Here is a 2127-nt window from a genome sequence, read left to right as displayed (position 1 = left end):
AACAGGAAGCGGTATTGATCTTATCAGATATCAATATGCCCGGCATGAGCGGTCTGGACCTATTGGAAAAAATTAGAAAAGACTATGAAAAACCGCCACCATTGGTCATGATGGTCACGGCATATGGTGACGAGGAAAACCGAAATACAGCAAAACGGCTGGGTGCGGACGATTTTTTAACCAAACCTTTGGATTTCGCACTATTGAAAAGCAAATTAACAACTCTTAAATAATGGCCAAGATACTTGTAGTCGATGATGAGACCGATTTGGAGGTGCTCATCAAACAAAAATTCCGAAAACAGATTCGGCAAAATGAGTACGAATTTGTTTTTGCGATAAATGGAAAGGATGCCTTGGAGAAACTCCTGATCGAACCCGATACCGATATCGTCCTCAGCGATATCAATATGCCTGAAATGGATGGGCTTACCTTGCTCACCAAAATCAGCGAATTAAATCCGTTGTTGAAATCGGTCATTGTTTCGGCCTATGGTGATATGGAGAATATTCGCACTGCAATGAACCGTGGTGCATTCGATTTTATCACCAAACCAATCAACTTTGAAGACCTGACGATAACGGTTGAAAAGACATTGAAACATGCACACCAGATCAAGGAGACCCTTAAGGCCATCAAAGAGAACAACATCCTAAAGATGTATGTAGACGAAAACGTGCTCAACTTTATGGGAGGCCAAGAATATGAATCGACCATTATGGCCAATGAGAATTTGGAAGCGACCGTGATGTTCATCGATGTCTGCGGCTTTACAGCCATTAGCGAAACCACGCCCCCCGATGAAGTGGTGAAGATGCTGAACACTTATTTTGATGTGATGGTGAAAGAGATTATCTCACAAGAGGGCCATGTAGACAAGTTTATCGGTGATGCCATCATGGCGGTTTTTCGCGGGGAATATCACCTCGACCGTGCTATAGATGCAGCCTTGGCGGTTCGACAGCAAATCAACACCATGCCAGAATCCATGGATATGGCAGGCTATAAGCCGAAAGTTTCGATAGGGATTAAAAGCGGGGAAATGATTTCCGGAAATATAGGATCTGCCAGTTTAAGGCGTTTGGACTATACCGTAATCGGTGATACCGTGAATACGGCGGCCCGATTACAGGACGCGGCCCAACCCAATCAAATCTTGATTTCCGAGAACTGTTATGAACTCGTCAAAGAAGCCTTTAAATGTAAAAAAATAGGGGAAATTGTAATGAAGAACAAGGCGCAGACCCTTACCGCATATGAGGTATTGGAATAATATGAATCGATTTACCCATTCATAAAATTTGCTGCCCTTGTAAAAGAATCGGAAAAAGAGCAAGCCCCAGCGCCTACTAAGGGATTGCATCGAATTTTAGGTATAATTTAAGTTATTCTCTAAATTGCCCTAATTTTACCCCATGGTCAGACAAATTCAATTACGGGTTTCCTTAAAGGAGGAATCCCAAAAAGGCATCCTACTAAAAAAAGTCGCCAAGTATTTGGGGGAACCTGAACATGATTTGACGATAAAAGTGCTGCGCAAATCTATCGATGCGCGGAAACCGACCATTTATTTTAATTATAAAATGGAGGTTTATATACGGGAAAAACCTAAAGAAAATACCGGCTACATTTTTGAATACCAAGATGTTTCCAAGGCCAAGGAAATACATATCATAGGTTTTGGCCCGGCGGGTATGTGGGCAGCCCTTCGCTGTTTGGAGTTAGGGTTTAAGCCTGTGGTGTTCGAACGTGGGAAAAAAGTTCAGGAACGCCGCCGTGATTTAAAGGCTATCAATCAGGACCATATCGTTAACGAAGACTCCAATTATTGCTTTGGTGAAGGGGGTGCGGGCACTTATTCCGATGGCAAACTATATACAAGAAGCTTAAAAAGAGGTGATGTACGCCGTATTTTTGAAAGTTTGGTACACCATGGGGCAACTGCTCAGATACTTGTCGATGCACACCCTCATATTGGCACAAACAAACTCCCGAAAATTGTTCAAAACATACGTCAGACGATTCTTGCACATGGGGGCGAAATACATTTTGAAAGTCGGGTTACCGATTTTACCATCAAGAACAATAAACTGGTGGCCTTGGCACTACACAATGGACATGAAATGC

At 42.7% G+C, this 2127-nt stretch carries 3 protein-coding genes; all 3 read left to right on the top strand.

Annotated features, from left to right (window positions below; translation table 11 throughout):
• Positions 1–233 (top strand): response regulator (locus WBM98_RS12615; RefSeq protein WP_424366377.1); only part of this gene is annotated, 233 nt, incomplete at its 5' end.
• Positions 233–1273 (top strand): adenylate/guanylate cyclase domain-containing protein, encoded by a 1041-nt coding sequence (locus tag WBM98_RS12610; RefSeq protein ID WP_424366376.1) that lies wholly within the window; start codon positions 233–235, stop codon positions 1271–1273. The genes WBM98_RS12615 and WBM98_RS12610, both read left to right, overlap by 1 nt.
• A gap of 142 nt (positions 1274–1415) precedes the next feature.
• On the top strand, positions 1416–2127 hold a 712-nt coding region (locus WBM98_RS12605; protein WP_424366375.1), incomplete at its 3' end, for an NAD(P)/FAD-dependent oxidoreductase.

Origin of the sequence: Maribacter sp., from assembly GCF_049667165.1 — a bacterium.
Taxonomy (GTDB): domain Bacteria; phylum Bacteroidota; class Bacteroidia; order Flavobacteriales; family Flavobacteriaceae; genus Maribacter_A.
The sequence above is the reverse complement of the archived record's forward strand: the minus strand, read 5'-3'. Positions and strand labels throughout refer to the sequence as shown.

Bases quoted from the DNA above. Each gene is read 5' to 3' on its own strand.
- WBM98_RS12610 (WP_424366376.1), top strand. From the start codon at position 233: ATGGCCAAGATACTTGTAGTCGATGATGAGACCGATTTGGAGGTGCTC.